This is a genomic window from Nostoc sp., assembly GCF_036919615.1.
GTDB lineage: Bacteria > Cyanobacteriota > Cyanobacteriia > Cyanobacteriales > Nostocaceae > Nostoc.
Genome location: NZ_JBALCN010000102.1, coordinates 36,828 through 52,970, shown reverse-complemented (window position 1 = coordinate 52,970; position 16,143 = coordinate 36,828). Strand labels below are relative to the sequence as shown.

Annotated in this window: 15 protein-coding genes and 3 pseudogenes; 9 read left to right on the top strand and 9 right to left on the bottom strand. The window is 44.1% G+C overall.

Going from position 1 to position 16,143, the window contains the following annotated elements:
- Positions 1-42 precede the first annotated feature (42 nt).
- Entirely contained in the window at positions 43-2,097 is a 2,055-nt protein-coding gene (locus V7K48_RS31865; RefSeq protein ID WP_335078875.1) for a thioredoxin domain-containing protein, read from the bottom strand.
- Between the two features lie 169 nt (positions 2,098-2,266).
- Positions 2,267-2,422, bottom strand: coding sequence for a hypothetical protein (locus V7K48_RS31860; protein WP_334969608.1), 156 nt, complete (start codon positions 2,420-2,422; stop codon positions 2,267-2,269).
- Between the two features lie 477 nt (positions 2,423-2,899).
- On the opposite strand from V7K48_RS31860, the gene clpP reads away from it, so the two are divergent.
- Positions 2,900-3,511, top strand: coding sequence for an ATP-dependent Clp endopeptidase proteolytic subunit ClpP (gene clpP / locus V7K48_RS31855; RefSeq protein WP_335078873.1), 612 nt, complete (start codon positions 2,900-2,902; stop codon positions 3,509-3,511).
- A 381-nt stretch (positions 3,512-3,892) separates the two neighbouring features.
- Positions 3,893-4,108: pseudogene (locus V7K48_RS31850) on the top strand (IS630 family transposase); the annotation flags it as partial.
- 33 nt (positions 4,109-4,141) lie between these two features.
- Here V7K48_RS31850 and V7K48_RS31845 read toward each other — a convergent pair.
- The 4 genes and pseudogenes from V7K48_RS31845 to V7K48_RS35290 form a co-directional block, all read right to left on the bottom strand.
- Entirely contained in the window at positions 4,142-4,669 is a 528-nt protein-coding gene (locus V7K48_RS31845) for a hypothetical protein (protein ID WP_335078871.1), read from the bottom strand.
- A 210-nt stretch (positions 4,670-4,879) separates the two neighbouring features.
- Positions 4,880-4,951 (bottom strand): annotated as a pseudogene (locus tag V7K48_RS35295) (hypothetical protein); the annotation flags it as partial.
- 349 nt (positions 4,952-5,300) lie between these two features.
- Positions 5,301-6,188: a hypothetical protein gene (locus tag V7K48_RS31840; protein ID WP_335078868.1), complete on the bottom strand. Its 888-nt coding sequence runs from the start codon at positions 6,186-6,188 to the stop codon at positions 5,301-5,303.
- Positions 6,189-6,717: 529 nt separating this feature from the next.
- Positions 6,718-7,080 carry an NmrA family NAD(P)-binding protein gene (locus V7K48_RS35290; RefSeq protein ID WP_442949502.1) on the bottom strand — a complete coding sequence of 121 codons (363 nt, stop codon included), beginning with the start codon at positions 7,078-7,080 and terminating at the stop codon, positions 6,718-6,720.
- Between the two features lie 12 nt (positions 7,081-7,092).
- On the opposite strand from V7K48_RS35290, the gene V7K48_RS35285 reads away from it, so the two are divergent.
- From V7K48_RS35285 to V7K48_RS31820, 4 genes are all read left to right on the top strand, one after another.
- The gene (locus V7K48_RS35285) at positions 7,093-7,269 is read left to right on the top strand and encodes a hypothetical protein (RefSeq protein ID WP_442949501.1); all 177 of its coding nucleotides are present in this window, start codon (positions 7,093-7,095) and stop codon (positions 7,267-7,269) included.
- 802 nt (positions 7,270-8,071) lie between these two features.
- Positions 8,072-10,426, top strand: a complete 2,355-nt coding sequence (locus tag V7K48_RS31830) for a ribonuclease R family protein (protein WP_335078864.1) — start codon at positions 8,072-8,074, stop codon at positions 10,424-10,426.
- Between the two features lie 17 nt (positions 10,427-10,443).
- Entirely contained in the window at positions 10,444-11,064 is a 621-nt protein-coding gene (locus V7K48_RS31825; protein ID WP_335078861.1) for a flavin prenyltransferase UbiX, read from the top strand.
- Between the two features lie 180 nt (positions 11,065-11,244).
- The gene (locus V7K48_RS31820; protein WP_335078859.1) at positions 11,245-11,946 is read left to right on the top strand and encodes a LapA family protein; all 702 of its coding nucleotides are present in this window, start codon (positions 11,245-11,247) and stop codon (positions 11,944-11,946) included.
- A gap of 127 nt (positions 11,947-12,073) precedes the next feature.
- Here V7K48_RS31820 and V7K48_RS31815 read toward each other — a convergent pair whose 3' ends face one another.
- Positions 12,074-12,268: a hypothetical protein gene (locus V7K48_RS31815; RefSeq protein ID WP_334969594.1), complete on the bottom strand. Its 195-nt coding sequence runs from the start codon at positions 12,266-12,268 to the stop codon at positions 12,074-12,076.
- Between the two features lie 548 nt (positions 12,269-12,816).
- Here V7K48_RS31815 and V7K48_RS31810 point away from each other — a divergent pair.
- Together V7K48_RS31810 and V7K48_RS31805 are read left to right on the top strand one after the other, a co-directional pair.
- Positions 12,817-13,052 (top strand): annotated as a pseudogene (locus tag V7K48_RS31810) (NB-ARC domain-containing protein); the annotation flags it as partial.
- A 203-nt stretch (positions 13,053-13,255) separates the two neighbouring features.
- Positions 13,256-13,801 carry a shikimate kinase gene (locus V7K48_RS31805; RefSeq protein ID WP_335078856.1) on the top strand — a complete coding sequence of 182 codons (546 nt, stop codon included), beginning with the start codon at positions 13,256-13,258 and terminating at the stop codon, positions 13,799-13,801.
- A gap of 11 nt (positions 13,802-13,812) precedes the next feature.
- Here V7K48_RS31805 and V7K48_RS31800 read toward each other — a convergent pair whose 3' ends face one another.
- On the bottom strand, positions 13,813-14,436 hold the full coding sequence (locus tag V7K48_RS31800; protein WP_335078854.1) for a Uma2 family endonuclease: 624 nt from the start codon (positions 14,434-14,436) through the stop codon (positions 13,813-13,815).
- Between the two features lie 82 nt (positions 14,437-14,518).
- On the opposite strand from V7K48_RS31800, the gene argB reads away from it, so the two are divergent.
- Positions 14,519-15,415 carry an acetylglutamate kinase gene (gene argB / locus V7K48_RS31795; RefSeq protein WP_335078852.1) on the top strand — a complete coding sequence of 299 codons (897 nt, stop codon included), beginning with the start codon at positions 14,519-14,521 and terminating at the stop codon, positions 15,413-15,415.
- Between the two features lie 242 nt (positions 15,416-15,657).
- Here argB and V7K48_RS31790 read toward each other — a convergent pair whose 3' ends face one another.
- Positions 15,658-16,089 carry a hypothetical protein gene (locus V7K48_RS31790; protein ID WP_335078850.1) on the bottom strand — a complete coding sequence of 144 codons (432 nt, stop codon included), beginning with the start codon at positions 16,087-16,089 and terminating at the stop codon, positions 15,658-15,660.
- Positions 16,090-16,143: the final 54 nt, after the last annotated feature.

Genomic DNA, 16,143 nt, shown 5'->3' with positions numbered 1-16,143 from the left:
CACTTCACCTAATTCATGGTTATGCGTCTAATCTTGCCAAAATTATCCTCTATTTTGACTTTGCTGCACTTGCTGCAATAAATGCTCTACGCTTTCTGCTGGTGCAAGACACTTCAAACCTTGGCAAACTAATCCAACGCTTCCCTCTGGTAAATCAGATGTTATCGCAAACACAGCCACTGGCAGAAACTTGGGGATCAAAGAGTTTATTTGCTCAGTTGTGCTGCGAATCAAGGTAGAATTCTGATACCAATCCAAAGCTGTAAATAAACTGGGACAAGCTTGGGGAGCGCCATGCATTACACTCCTAAAAGCTTTTAAGCCAAGTTCTGCTAAATCCAAATAATCTAGATTATCGGTGAGTAGGGCTAGACGCACAAGATTAGCGATCGCAATTCCATTGGCTGATGGTGTCGCATTATCCGCGTAACTCCGCTCTCTGACAATTAAATCTTGACTAGAATCAGTAGATGTGTTATTGTAACCACCTGATTCTCCACTCCAAAGAAATTCATTGAATTCATCTTGGATAGCGATCGCTTTTTCTAACCATTGCTTCTGCTCAGGGTTGGAAGCTTGTAAATCCAAGAGAGCTTTAATAAAAAAAGCGTAATCTTCAGACTGCGCTAAAACGGTTGGTTCTCCTTGATAGTTGAGTCGGTGAAAACGCCCATCGACAAACTGATTTTCCCAGATGAAATTCGCCGCTCGTACTGCTAATTCCAAATATGACGGTTGTTGGAAAACTCCAGCAGCCCTAGCCAGCCCAGAAATCATCAAGCTATTCCAAGCGACAATCATTTTCGTATCTGTCACCGAGGGAATGCGACCTGGCCAGTTAGTGGTTTTTGCTTCCTGGTTGTTACGAGCCGGAGGAAAAGTTTCTAGTGACTCAGAACTAACGCCATAACGAGCTGTAAACAGCTTACTTAGTATCGTTTCCAGCCTTGCACTCAGTTGACCTGGATGGCGTCTTTGCAAAACATTACGTCCTTCAAAGTTGCCCTTAAGCGTCACCGTAAACTGTTCTAATTCCGTTAGTTCTTCAAGCGTTAACAGTTGTTGTAGTTCGCTGTAACTCCAGACATAAAAGGTTCCTTCTTCTGGTTCTACTGCTGTGGGATCAGTGAAACTGTCGGCATCTTGAGCAGCATAGAAGTAACCTTCAGGCGCGGTCATTTCCCGCTTTAGCCATAGTACAGTACCAGCAACTGCCCTCTCAAACGCTGGTTCTTGTATTCCTGTACTCCACAAAGAAGCCAGATACTCCACAATCTGTCCATTGTCATAGAGCATCTTTTCAAAATGGGGTACTGTCCAAGTAGGGTCAACAGTATAGCGATGAAAACCACCACCCACATGGTCATAAATGCCCCCTAATGCAAGGTCTAGTCCTCGCTGGGTAGAAACTTGCTTGCCATCATCGCCAGATTCAAAATTCAATCGAGTTCCCCGCAGCGCTAATTCTGCATAGGGAATCATCGGAAAGCTATTGCCAGATTCCCTAGTAGTAATTACACCTGTGCTGGTTTCCCAACCTTGGCGGAGTAATTCATGGTCTTCAAGCTCGGTTGTTGTACCGGATTGCAACACCGCAGACGTGAGCAGAGACTCAATAATTAGGGCTTTGCGTTGCTGTAAGTCTTCTTTTTCTGTATCGTAATAACGGCGAAGGGATTGCAACACCTGCAAAAATCCAGGACGACCATAGCGCGGGTCTAAAGGGAAATAAGTACCAGCGTAAAACGGCACTAAATCTTCTGGGGAAAGAAAAATATTCAAAGGCCAACCCCCTTGACCGCTCATCATCTGCAAAGCCTGCATATAGATGCTATCAAGGTCAGGTCTTTCTTCCCTGTCTACTTTGATCGGAAGATAATTGGCATTCATGTACTGGGCGATCGCAATATCAGAAAAAGCCTCGCCTTCCATGACAGTACACCAGTGGCAACTAGAATAGCCAATCGATAGAAAAATCGGTTTATTTTGCGCCCTTGCAGTTGCAAGTGCTTCGTCACACCAAGGCCACCAATCAATCGGGTTTTCGGCGTGTTTGCGGAGATAGAGGCTCTTAGCTTCAGCAAGGCGATTAGTCATGATTAAACGCAAGTAGTTGCCTTCTTTGCTCAGTCTACCCTGTTCCCAGGAGTGTTAGCCTAGACAGCTATGTATATGCAAGAAACCCTACAAGCGAGTTACCCCTTGGGTAAGAAGTAGTAGTGCATGTCTTTGATATCGCCACACCTGTACAGTTTGGGAAATGTTTTTACTGAAAAGATTGCAATAGCAAGCTAACAATATTTGGTGGCGTTTCAGGCACAGGTGATGCTGTCTTTGTCTGAATTAAAGTATTTGGGCTAAGTCCTGCTATCAAGTGGAGCAAGAAGGTGATGATGGCAGCTTGTATAAGTTTTTCCAGCATGGCACGTCTCTCTCTGAGTGGATAGCATTTCAATTAGGACTGATTATTCTAAATACACCTTGTTTTATCGATTTACCGAATCTAACAAAATAACTTGATAATTGCTGAGGAAAATACTAAAAAAATGTTTAAAATGTTACTGGATATTTAACGTAATTCCCTAAGCAAGTCGGATTTCGGTTCTCGGTCTAATTACCACATCGCCAAGGTTGTACAGCAAAAGCCGAGACATGAGATTGGCGAAAGTTAGGTTTTTTGATTTATTCTTGCCTAAATGGGGATATTCTCTGAGACAGCTTTTGCGGCTAAAAAGTGCCCTTAGCGGTTAAATTTATTGCAAAATCATTTTTTGCACCCTTATTTAGAGAAGAGAAAACGAGAAAGATTCAATTTATCTGCTTGGGAACAGTAGAGATAAACCCCAGTTTCGTGCTGTCACCGATAAAATGTATTTAAAGTAGCCACAAACACGTTTCCATGATTCCTATCGTTATTGAACAATCGGGTCGAGGTGAACGCGCCTTTGACATCTACTCACGGCTGTTACGTGAGCGCATCATCTTTTTGGGACAACAAGTTGACAACAACATTGCTAACTTGATTGTTGCCCAACTGCTGTATTTGGATGCCGAAGACTCGGAGAAAGACATTTATATGTACATCAATTCTCCCGGTGGTTCGGTGACGGCTGGTATGGGCATTTTTGACACTATGAAACACATTCGCCCTGATGTCTGTACAATTTGTACCGGATTGGCGGCGAGTATGGGCGCTTTTCTCCTCAGCGCTGGTGCTAAGGGTAAACGGATGAGTCTACCTCATTCTCGGATTATGATTCATCAACCTTTAGGTGGCGCTCAAGGACAGGCGACTGATATTGAAATTCAGGCGCGGGAAATTTTGTACCACAAGCAGCGGCTAAATGACTATTTAGCTGAACATACAGGTCAACCAATTGAGCGGATTGCTGAAGATACTGAACGTGACTTTTTCATGTCACCAGAGGAAGCGAGGGAATATGGCTTGATTGACCAAGTTATTGACCGTCACGCCGCTGGTAGCCGTCCAGCAGTTGCTGTTCTTAATTAATAGTCACGGGCAAATGGTGATTTACCACTTTTAATTCCCTTAAACCCTAAAAATAACCCCTTTTCAGAAGTGAAGAGGGGTTATTTGATTTCAAAACTCGATTTAGAAGTTCAAAACTCGATTTAGAAGTTCAAAACTTGATTTAGAAGTTCAAAACTCGATTTAGAAGTTCAAAACTTGATTTACGAGTTGGAAATCAAAATCCTACTATTGGGTTCTGACTGGGGTGCATCCCAGTTTTTATTTTTTAATGAGAAAATAATTTTCATTGCGTTCGTGTAGCGTCTCGTAGAGAGAAGGAAGGACGTTCGCGCGGCGTGTCGCAGACAAGCAATCGCATGGACTCGCTCTCTCGTTGGAGGATTTTGTGATTACTTCTTGTGGTTAAAGCGCTTTGCAGAAACTGGAGATTTCCTGGCTAAACCGAATCAGTCGCGTGGTCATAGCCACAAAATCAGCGACTGGGAAAAATTTCGAGACTTTGTGAAAGTGTATGGGGATAAGACTCAAGCCCAGATGGCACAATTATAGGAAGGCAAGATTAGTGCGCGTACCATCTCCCGTGGGTTAGAGAAAATCGGTTTCACGAGAAAAAAAGACCTATTGTTACGCTCCCTTATAAATTTGTAGTTACTTGTGTTTGGGAAAAAACGCTTCCTTAATTGCCTGGGTGATTTGCTCTAGGTCGCTTTCATCCATCGGCAGTGGCGTTGCTCCTTCCTCAGGTTCAAGGGAAATTTCTCGCCATTCACTGACGGGGATCTTTTGTTTCTCCAAGCTCTGTAGCTCATCTAGCGTAGCGAAGACCATCCAAACCGAAAAGTCTGTGATCCGCAGTAACACCTCAGTGTCATTGACTAACTCATAGCTCCATAGTTGCAAAGGATGATAGCAGCTATCTTCCTCAAATTTTCCGCGTTCTCGGATGAGCGTTCTTGCTGCTGGTGTTAAAGTGCCTTCAACAATTATACAGCCCACCATTCCTGACCAAGGTTGTACAGACACTCCCTCAAGCGCTAAAAAATCTGGTCTGCTGCCACTTAACTCCTCTCCTCCTGGAAAGTACGCCCGAAACCTGTCAGCCTTTTTCAGGTAGAAGTCGAGGATGCCCTGCTGAATCTGTGGTGTGTGTTTAACTAGAAAACTTGAACGAGACATAAGAAGTGCTAAATAAGCAATGATGTAGTATAGCAGAAGTGTTGAAAGTTAGATTAAGCGTATGATTTGGTTGATGCGATCGCTATTAAGCGTGTCGCAGGTATTACACATGGTAGACACACCTCCACATTAGGTTATGCTTTAAAATCTTAAATCTTAAATAAGCAAAACCTTTCCCCGCCCCTTATAATTAATAGCGATCGCGGGACTCTACTGGGTGAGTGCTGCAATTAATTGATTCTTGTTCATCTTGCCGTAACCTTTGATTTTCGCTTTTGATGCCTGTTTCTGTAGCTACCTGATTGTCAGAGTACTTAAGGGTGAAGTCATGAAAGGACTGGGGACAGTAGCGTAAGCCTCCCTAATAATCAGCGCTGGCTCTAGTGTGCTGATTACTGGCTAAGTGAGCATTGACAAAGAACATGACAATAGCGGCATGGGAGCAGGTGTATCGGTTTGTACTCGGATTTGCAGCTTTGCAGAAACTGGAGATTTCCAGGCTATTCAATAGCCTACGTCTTTTGTCATTCACCCTTAGCAATTAAAAGGACAAATGACAAAGCGTAAAGTTCTGAGCGGAGGAAACCTCCGCTCAGAACTTTGTAAGAGAGGACAAATGACTAATAACTAATCAAAATCCCGCTAATGGGTCTGGTTCAGATTGGAGGTATTTGAGGAATCCATGCAATTCTTCTTCAGTCAGCAAAGTTCGCCCCCGCTTACCGTAGGTTTTAATCAGATGCTCCCGTCCCTGTTCTGGTGTCCAGCCTAAACGCTGAAGTTCGACATCTGTTTTAGCAATTACATCCGATAAATCCACGGGTTCAGCTTTCTTCTTTCTCTTTCCTGTCACTGACGGGGTGGCGACATTCTCTTGAGGGCTGTAACTCCGAGGTGTAAATGGTGTGACATTATTGGCAGAAATTCCTGGAAAAGTTTGATTTTCCACCTGGTTATCAAAGGTTATTTCCAAGTTTTCAACTGGAGAATCAAATTCTAGCTGGCGATCGCCAGTCACAGGAAAATTTTGATCTAAATCCTGGCTATAGGTATCGCTTTCTAGGGGCGCAGCATCGCTATAGCCGTACTGTTCGTTACTGGTTGTTACTACTTCTGGTTTGATGTTCCGGACTCTGGAAGGCGGGATAGATATTTCTTTGTCGCTGACCACTGACCACTGACTACCAACAAGATCCTCATCTTTTGTAGAGGAGTAGGCAGCCGGCTCATTCAATCCACCTTTAATGTTCAAGGGAGGGTTTAGCTCCGCTGGGGAAATTGGATTTGAGATAAATGCCACTGATTCTGGTGGCGCATTTGTAATACCCAAAACTATCAGCGCCCTAGTTCTGGCTTGGTCTTCTGCTGCTTCTACTGTTTCTGCTGCTGCCATACCCGTAGCACGGGTTACGCCTTCAATTTGCACGCTTGCCCGGACAATATATTTTCCTTGAAAAATTTGCACTAATTCAGAAATCAGACTGCCTTTGGGATACAAGCTCTGGAATTGAGCCAACATAATACTGCTACCAATCTAAATCTTTTTAATAACGGGGTCGATACTGCCTGTATGCTCAAGCAAGATCAGCTGCCCTTACTTTAATTTACATCCACTCGATACTCAGGATGCCTGCCAATCTTGCATTTCTTCTCTACCAGACGCTACGCGAACATTTTTAATTGCTTACCGAAACAGTGCTGAGTCCTGAGTCCTGAGTAAAGAAGTGGGGAATCTCACCTCTTTACTCAGGACTCGGTACTTGGAACTGAATTAACACTCGGCATCAAATTGGTCTAGAGCAAGAACATGGGGCATGAAGAATATTAAGATTTATGTCCTTGATTGCTTGCAACGAGACACAAATCTGACTTTTCACCGGATGTGGAAAAGAAAAATAATTCGCGGCTGTAATTAGCGAACCAACCGTTATGACGTTACCGCTGCAAAAATATCTCACGGCTGTCTGGCTGGACGATCCACCAGGCTTTTCAGGACTGTCTCCAGTTCGACTTCGCCCTTGATCTAGCCGGACTCGCCACTCTCAAACTCAATCCAGCCCTGGTTGAAACCGTTGAGCATCTGAATGCGCGGCTGCGGGTCGGCTGTGCCCTGAGACTTGAACAGCGACCTTGCCCGGACGCGCCGCCGCGATCGCCCGTGTTTCGGGGAAGCCCAGCGATGGCGCGAAGTTCGGCGGCAGCACCACAAAGACACCCTCGGCATCAGCAAAAGCCGCTTTCAGCGCGTTGGCGTCATTCATGTCCGCCAGAGCGACTGCACAGCCCTGTTCTGCCCAAGTGGTTCCTTTGTTGGCATCGCGGATTACAGCCCGTACAGACTGGTTTTCGGTCAGCAATTTGCGGGCGACTGCACTGCCAACCTGACCCGTAATTCCTGTAATAGCGTACATTTCCATCTCCCTGTGAATGGCAAACTACAGATATTGTTTGTACAGCTTTGGATTAATGCGATCGCAAATTCTTCCATCACCTGTACGACTGACTATAATATTCGCGTGCGAGTAGCATTGCTTACAAAATGTCCGCTTCAAGTCTCAGCACTCCAGAATATGTGTGATCAGTTTCTTGGTAGGCAATGAGCAGGTATAACTAACTCTATGCTCCGGCCCATGAAGGTAATATTTTTGCGTTGTCCCGTGTCCCAATTGTAGCAGTAGCTCTTTTTTGACGAAATTTTTGGCTAGTGCTAACTTACCTGGTAGTCTTGCCTGCAATGCTATACTGATTACCCAACTCAATATCTAGAACTATTTTCTGGAAGTGCGCTCTAAATCTACAATAATGAAGATAAGGTTCGCCCTCACTGCTTATTAAACTGCTCACCTAATTGTTACCGATTCTACATGTGGGAAAATTGGGTTCACGGCAGTTCCTCCTAGTTAAAAATCAGAGTCTAATGTCGTAAGATTACCTTCACTCTAGACAATCAAACACCTGTAGTTTCCACGCCACTTGCTCCACTTGGGGAGACCCCTCTGAGCGCAGTGGCTCCCCTGCATAGCCTTTTGGGCAGTATGGATTCTCTAAACCCAGCTTCTCAAAAACCCGTCGCATAATTACTTAGCGGGGCTAGATTTTAATCAGGCGTGCAATCTTAAGTTTGGTTAGGTGAAGAGACTTGAACGCAGGCGAACTCTGAGAGCATCGTGGAGTGAGAAGTTCGTAGACGCCCAGAGTTGTCCGTGGGTCGGCTTCCTTTGCTCGGAACTGCGGGAGTAGTTTCTTGCTCTTGCTGGGTCGGCTTCCTTCCCTTGGAACTTAGGAAGCCTTGCCTCAGTCAGGGCAGTTCGTTTCCAGCTTGTTTCTGTAAGCCGTGAGGGTATACAGGAAAGAACCAGATTAAACAACAAATGATGTTTTGACCAAAGGTCGGTTCACTGCATGGAATTTTCAATCGCTACACTCCTTGCCAATTTCACCGATGATAAATTGGTAGCTCGGAAAGTTTTGGAAAAGAAACTTGGTTGTGAAGATGAAAAAAGTTTACAAAAACTTCACATCGCTTTAGATGTTCTCGAAAAAATCGGTATTTTAGTAAAAGAACGGGGCAAGTACCGCCGTGTCTCAGAAGAGGGAATAATCGAGGCAAAACTCCGTTGTTCTAGTAAAGGTTTTTGCTTTGCTATTCAAGATGTGGAAGGAGCTGAGGATATTTACATCCGCGAAAGTCATCTGAGTAATGCTTGGAATGGCGATCGCGTTTTGGTCAGAGTTCTCAAAGAAGGCAGTCGCCGTCGCTCTCCCGAAGGGGAGGTGAAGCTGATTCTAGAACGTTCCAACCACACGTTACTGGCACGAATTAAGCAGGTAGAAAGCGGTTTCCGGGCTGTGCCCTTAGATGATCGATTGCTGTTTGAACTCAAGATCCAACCTAACGGGGCAAAGTTGGAAGAAGCGATCGATCACCTTGTGCATGTAGAAGTCTTGCGTTACCCATTAGCACAATATCCTCCCCTTGGTCGAGTCGTGCAAATCCTTGGTAGCGATGCCGAAGCCGCTGCTGATATAGATTTAGTTACGTGCAAACACGACCTTTCCCGGACTTTTCCTGATCATGTCCTAGAAGCAGCCGTCAAGTTACCCAAAAAGCTGCTGAAAGCAGACCTGAAAAATCGGTTAGATTTACGTAATTTGTTTACTCTCACCATTGAAGGGGTAAATGGCGATACCAAAGTTATAGAAAACGCTTTTAGTTTAGAAAAAAACTTAGCCGGAAATTGGCTTTTGGGCGTTCATATCACTGATGTTTCTCACTATGTCCAACCTGACGAACCCCTAGATAGAGAAGCACTCAAACGGGGCAAATCAGTGTATCTAGGAGAATTGGTGCTGCCAATCTTGCCTGCAACGGTGGCAGAACGCTGTTCTTTAGTACCTGGGAGCGATCGCTTAACCATCTCTTTTTTAATTACCATTGATCCCCAATCAGGACAAGTGCTGGAATGGGAAATTCAACCCAGTGTGATCAACGTAGAAACTGGACTGAGTACCGCCCAAGCCCAAGCAATTCTCACAGGTGAAGCGCAAGATCAATCCCCACAGGTTTCCCAAATCCTGCAAGACCTCCAAGCCTTGCAAACAGCCGTGAAACAGGTACGCTTGACTCGTGGTAGCCTCCAGTTGAATCTGCCGCCCAGTCAAAACGCCTACTATGATGAGGGGATTCTCGGGGCTGTGGTGGTGAATGATTTACCGGTGCGATCGCTACTCACAGAGTTGGTGCTGCTAGTTAATCAACTGATCGCAACTCATTTAAATGCCCTTGGTGTTCCTGCTATCTGGCGAGTCCAAGGCACACCTGATGTCGAAGATGTCCAGGAAATGCTGAAATTGGCAGTCAATTTAGGCGTTGACCTCACACTAGATCCAGAAGTAGATATCCAACCCTTAGATTATCAACATTTGACCACAGCTTTTGCCGAATCTCCCTCTGAGCAAGTTCTTACCTACTTATTGCAAGATACACTTAAGCCGTCTGCATACAGCACCACCAAAGGGTCTCACTTTGGTCTGGCACTACCGCAATATATCCACTTTAGTGCCCCCTTGCGGCGTTACCCAGATTTGCTCATGCAGAGAGTGTATTACACGCTACTGGAAAACGGACGCGATCGCCGCAATACCCGTGTTAGAGAACGTGTTAACCTGCGCCACTCCTCCAGCCATAAGGAAATTAACTGGAACGTTTTGCCCCCAGAATTACAACAAGAACTGCAAAGCGATTTAACTAGGGTAATTATCCAAATCAACGACCGAGAAAAAGAAGTCCAAGAAGCTGAAGCTGATTTAGCCGGACTGCAAAAAGCCCAACTGATGAAGCAGCGCATTGGTCAGGTATTTCAAGGGGTGATTACTGGTGTTCAGTCCTACGGTTTCTTTGTGGAAATTGAAGTACCAGCAGCCGAGGTGGAGTCTAGTAGTAATCCTGGTGTGCCTTTAAGGGTAGAAGGATTAGTACACGTCAGTTCTCTCAAAGACGATTGGTATGAATATCGCGCCAGACAACAGGCACTGTTTGGTCGCAAAAATCGTGCTTCCTATAGACTAGGCGATCGCGTCGCCGTGCAAGTAAAAAGTGTCGATTACTACCGTCAGCAAATTGATTTGGTAACAGTCGGCAGCGATGGTGTACCCAAAGGTTTAACTGGCAATGGTTCCAATGACGATCTCTTAGACCTATACTTACCAAATGACATTGAGCCTGATGACCTAGACTCTTACTCTGAGGATGAGTAAAATCCACCAAATGTTACGTGTCAAATAACACTAAGCCTTTAATTTTAGGCGTATCAGGCGCATCTGGTCTGATTTACGCTGTTCGCGCGATCAAATTTTTGCTAGAAGCGGAATATAGTATTGAATTGGTTGCCTCTAAATCAACTTACATGGTTTGGCAATCAGAACAGGAAATTCGGATGCCAGCAGAACCAACTGGGCAAGAACAATTCTGGCGAGAGCAAGCTGGAGTTGCGCTTTCCGGAAAACTCCGCTGCCATCCTTGGGGTGATGTTGGAGCCGGGATTGCCAGTGGTTCCTTTGTCACTCTCGGGATGATAATCATTCCATGCAGCATGAGCACAGTGGCAAAGCTAGCAGTTGGCTTGAGTTCCGATTTACTAGAACGGGCAGCAGATGTCCAACTCAAAGAAGGGCGAAAGCTGGTTATTGTCCCTCGTGAAACGCCTTTTAGCCTAATCCACCTACGTAACTTAACCTCTTTAGCAGAAGTTGGAGTGAGAATTGTCCCCGCTATTCCCGCCTGGTATCATAATCCCCAAACCATCGAGGATTTAGTTGATTTTGTAGTTGCTCGTGCTTTAGATCAACTAGATATTGATTGCATCCCAATTCAGCGGTGGCAAGGTCGTCGCTAACGCCCTCAGCGGATTTATCGTAGATTTCACAATAGTCCTAAAAGGGTAATGATAGAGATGGCTGATAGTGTCAGTAGTCAGTGAACAGTAATAAGTGAAGAGTAATCAGACTGATAACTGACAACTGACCACTGACAACTAACCACTGACAACTGACAACTGACAACTGACAAAATTGCTATGGCTGTAATTCGCTTAATTCTATTGGTGGCAGTACTGGGAGGACTAATGCTGTTGTTAGTCCAAAATTGGTCACCTGCCCTATCGCTAGTATTTTTGGGCGTGCGAACTCAACCATTACCACTAGCGATATGGATTTTGTTCAGTATTGCTACAGGTGCTTTCACATCTATATTGATTGCTACCTTGTTTAAATTATCCAATTATTTTGTCGGAGGACAACGCCAAACTCCTGACCGCCGAAGCGCAACTTCGCCTCGTGCGAAGACAACCCAAAGAGAAGAACCTACATCTCGTCCTGCCAGTTCTCCACCACCAGCTAGTAAAAAACAAGAGCCTAGCAGTGATGTATTTGATGATTGGGAGACAAATGGCAGTAGAGATGATGATTGGAACTTTGATGAAAAGTCAGAGGAAGTGCCTACCCCTAATCCTCAAGCTCAACAGTCTAGAGACTCAACAACTTACGAACGTCAATCAGAAGCCAAAAGTAGTTCTAGTTCTGGTTCAGTTTACTCCTACGGTTACCGTGAGCCAAAAAATACGGCTGCGGGAAAAACTGAATCCGTTTACGATGCTGATTACCGGGTAATCATCCCCCCTTATCAGCCGCCGACTACCAATCAAGCGGCTGATGATGATTGGGAATTTTTTGATGATGACGATGATTTTGAGGATGATGATAAACGCTCCCGTCGGTAAGATGTAGCACGCTAGTACGCCACAGCGTAAATAGAGCAACCATTTAAAATCCCTCAAAAGCCCATTCCATAATACTTTTGACTTTTGACTTTTGAATGACTGACTTCCGCCTTGCGGTACTAGGTCTCTACTTGATGCCACACCGCTCTCTAGACTCCTGCTTGACCTTACCAGTCATGGCAGCTTCCTGCAAAGTCATGAAAGCATTAAAATCTTCCAAGTCATATCGGGTAGCCAACAGTTGTCGTAGTTGATTTTCAGCTTCCACTGTCAAATAGCCAGTTGCTAAAGCTTTTTGGACAACGTCACGAATTCGAGTCATAGTTGACACCTCATTCATACTATATTTATTCATTCAGGCTTATTGGGGTGAAATATGCAGTAGTCTTTGTACCAAAACTTCAACTTTGCAAAGCTTTTTTGGGCGATCGTGGTAAAGAAGTCATAATTTACACCTTTATCAGAAACATTTAATTGAGCGAGGCTTGTTATAACTTAACTTTTAGAATAACGAGGTTGTGCTATTAAAAACACAGTATTGTGTATACTTAAAATTAACCACCAGAGTAAAAATCCTGATTATTTAGATAGACAGCAATTGTTTGAATAAAGTTTCAAACAAGCTATGTTAATTTTTTCATTAAGCATCGCAATCGCTATGCAGCAATTACCAAGTTACTTTCGGAAATGTTACTACATTCCTGAGAAATTCATCGTTTATTATTTATAGTAATTTCACAGAAAAATCGTTAATCTATTACAGAAGTTACTTTAAATACATTAATAACAGTAATAACAGCAGTTGATTAAACTCAAATAGAAGATGAATTTGTAGAAGATATAAATAATTAGGAGTTATAAAAGTTATAAGTAAATTTGATATCCGTAAAGGAAAAAGCCTTAAAAACCATTGAAAAGAAATTGATTAGAGGTTTACTTTGTGGTTCTAGTCCTGCGGAAATTTCTAATGGAGTTTATCAAAGTCGTAGTAGTATTACTGTTAGAGTTTATCTTTCTAATTGATTAATAAATACATAGAATAAATGCTGAGTAACCAAGTCAGATACTCAGTCAAGATAAAAAACTGGAGTTGCGTGACTCACTTATCCTCAGCAGTAATTTCCCAAGCTATGATTTAATACCAATTTTCTAAAATCCGGCAACAGATAGAGCATCAAGTATATACCTGTACCCAACAATTGATGCAATCAGAGCGGGAGCATCCCAAACTTAAACTCAGAAATTTAAAGTAGAGTAAAAAGTTAGGATTTAGAAGTTAAGAAAATTCATAATTGGAGCGAAGGGACTGGTGAGCAGCTTATTACAAGGAGTGAACTTGTACTTAATTGGTATTATGGGTGTTGGTAAAACGACAGTAGGGCGCTTACTGGCAAAGGAATTGGGTTATGGGTTTGTGGATACCGATAATGTCATTGCCCAAGCAACAGGTAAATCCATCAATCAGTTATTTGCACAAGTTGGTGAAGTAGGGTTTCGCCAGGTAGAAAGTGACGTGCTTTCAAAAGTTTGTGCTTTTACAAAATTGACTATAGCAACCGGTGGAGGCATTGTAATGCGGCGAGAAAATTGGGGTTACTTGCACCACGGTTTGATAGTGTGGCTAGATGCGCCAGTGGAGATAATTTACAGCCGTTTAGCTGAGGATACCACAAGGCCACTGCTGCGAGATGTTGATCCTAAAGGCAAATTGCGATCACTCCTCGAACAACGAACACCATTTTACTCTCAAGCCGATTTGCACATCACCGAGCGAGAGGGAGATACACCTGAAGACATTGCCAATCGAGTAATTGAGGCAATTCCTAGTGTTCTCAAAACACAAGTTTCTCATTAAGAAGACTCAAGTTACCAAATTTTGGCCATGCGTAGGACAAACCCTGGTAATTCAGGATTGCCAGTAACTGCTTCCGGATTTTCCAAAATTTCAACTTCTCGATTAGTCCGGTAAATGTAGACTTTTTGATTCTGCCGATCAATTAACCAGGCTAGTGATGCACCGTTATCGATGTACTCCTGCATTTTGTCTTGTAATTTTATCAGGCGATGTCTACGACGGGCTACGCCTACGCTAGAGGAGCGTAACTCAATCACAAAGCTGGGACAAATTGGTGCAAATGAGGCTTTTTGTGCATCTGTTAAGGCGTTCCAACGCTCCAGTTCAATCCAAGAAGCATCAGGGGAACGCATCACTCCATTGGGTAGTGTAAAACCTGCACTGGAGTCAAAGCCTATGCCAGTGCCATCTTGTTCAGTCCAATTCCCAAGCTGTGCAGCAATGTTAAAGTTACGGTTGCCCGTATCTGAAAAAGCTGGTGGCATAATGATGACTTCCCCATTGGCAGTACGCTCAATTCGTAAATCTCCATTGGCTTGACAAAATTCGTAGAACTGCTCATTTGTCATCTGCACAAGGGAGGGGAAATTTACCGTTAGGGGTGTGCTTTCAGTTTGAATTAGCAGTGTGGTCATTGGCAGCTATAAGATATTGTTACGGGTTACAAAGTCTTCTACACTGACTGAAATAGGTTTTAACTCTCAACGGCGGCTCCTCATGACGGTCAACGATTCTGAATACATCAGGCAAGCTGAAGCCACTCGTGTGCGTGTACTAAGCGAAGCACTACCTTATATTCAACAATTCGCCGGTCGCACTGTTGTTGTCAAATATGGTGGCGCAGCCATGAAAGACAGCACACTCAAACACAAAGTTATGCGCGACATTGTATTCTTATCTTGCGTGGGCTTGCGTCCAATTGTAGTCCACGGCGGTGGCCCAGAAATTAACAGTTGGTTAGATAAGCTGGGAATCGAACCACAATTTAAGAATGGTCTGCGAGTCACTGATGCCCCCACAATGGATGTGGTGGAAATGGTTTTAGTCGGTCGAGTCAATAAAGAAATTGTCTCCTTAATTAACCAAGCTGGTGGATTGGCTGTAGGACTTTGCGGTAAAGACGGTAATCTATTTACAGCCCGTCCCCAAGGTCAAGAAGGTATCGGTTTTGTGGGAGAAGTCAGCAATGTGAATATCAAGATTTTGGACACCCTGGCTAGCAATGGCTATATTCCGGTAGTGTCCAGCGTCGCCGCAGACGAGACAGGACAAGCTTATAACATTAACGCCGATACTGTAGCTGGAGAAATCGCTGCGGCACTAGGAGCAGAAAAGTTAATTTTACTGACTGACACTAGTGGAATTTTAAAAGATTACAAAGACCAATCTACTTTGATTCCAAAAGTAGATATTCGCGAAGCCCGCGAGTTGATTGTCAATGGTATAGTTAGCGGTGGGATGATTCCAAAAGTGAATTGCTGTGTGCGATCGCTTGCTCAAGGAGTTCGTGCAGCACACATTATTGATGGTCGCATTCCTCACTCTCTATTACTAGAAATCTTTACTGATGTTGGGATTGGAACGATGATTCTCGGTTCGCAGTTTACCTCATAGGAGTGAGGAGTAGAGACGCGATTAATCGCGTCTGTACAGGAGTGAGGAGTTCTGCCCCCCTGCTTCCCTGCCCCTCTGCTTTATTAGCGGGGATAGGTAATAATAACCCGCGATCATTCACTGATAAATGGTGTATGACGCCATGAATTATTTATAATCACCGGATTAACTACAGTTGAGTCTCGAATTGTCGGATTAATCAAAGTTGGATTAATTAGGGTGGAATTATCTCACGTTCTGCCTTACCTGGGAAAGTAAGAATCGGGCTGCCTTACCTGGGGAAAGTAAGAATCGGGCTGCCTTACCTGGGGAAAGTAAGAATCGGGCTGCCTTACCTGAGGATAGTAAGAATCGCGCTGCCTTACCTGAGGATAGTAAGAATCGCGCTGCCTTGCATGGGGATAATAAGAATCGCGCTGCCTTACCTGGGGATAGTAAGAATCGGGGAAATTACTGCGTTGTGGCATTAGTCCCGTTGCTGGGTCTACAGGCATAGGTGTGGGAATCGGACTACCATAAATAAAGGAACCGACAGCAGGCGATTGCCTGACTCCATAACCACCATCAATTACTCTCACACGCTGGGCAGAAGCTGGAGCAATGCTTACACCCATAACTGCTAAAGTCATCCCTGCTAGGAGCCAATTTAGTTGCGAATGCTTGATTTTCAACATATTTTGCTCACCTGTATTTGATACCGGAATTTTTAATCAGAAAATAGTCGCAGC